The organism is Rhodobacter sp. SGA-6-6 (genome assembly GCF_011043545.1).
Lineage (GTDB): Bacteria > Pseudomonadota > Alphaproteobacteria > Rhodobacterales > Rhodobacteraceae > Pseudogemmobacter.
Map to the genome: position 1 here is coordinate 1 of NZ_JAAKGP010000063.1, position 431 is coordinate 431.

The following is a 431-nucleotide window of genomic DNA, read 5'->3' on the forward strand; positions in this document are numbered from 1 at the left end:
TTCAGCGCCATCAGCGCCAGCACGGTCAGCTGGCAGGTGAAGGCCTTGGTCGAGGCGACGCCGACCTCCACCCCGGCCAGGATCGGCAGGGCGAGGTCGCTCTCGCGGGCGATGGAGGAGGTGGGGACGTTCACCACCGAGACCACCTTGGCCACCTTCTCCTTCACATGGCGGAGGGCTGCCAGGGTGTCGGCGGTCTCGCCCGACTGGCTGACGAAGACGGCCATCGAGGCAGGCGACAGCACCGGGTCGCGGTAGCGGAACTCCGATGCGATGTCGATGTCGGCGGGCAGGCCGGCCAGCTGCTCGAACCAGTATTTCGCCACATGGCAGGCATAGGAGGCGGTGCCGCAGGCCACCAGCACCACCCGGTCGACGGCGGCGAAGTCCAGCCCCTCGGGCAGGCGCAGGGCGCCGCCGCCGGTGTAGTG

1 protein-coding gene is annotated in these 431 nt (G+C 70.1%); it reads right to left on the reverse strand.

What is annotated here, in order from left to right:
• Positions 1-431, reverse strand: a 431-nt coding sequence (locus G5B31_RS20980; RefSeq protein ID WP_165020124.1) for an SIS domain-containing protein, incomplete at both ends; no start/stop codon positions are given.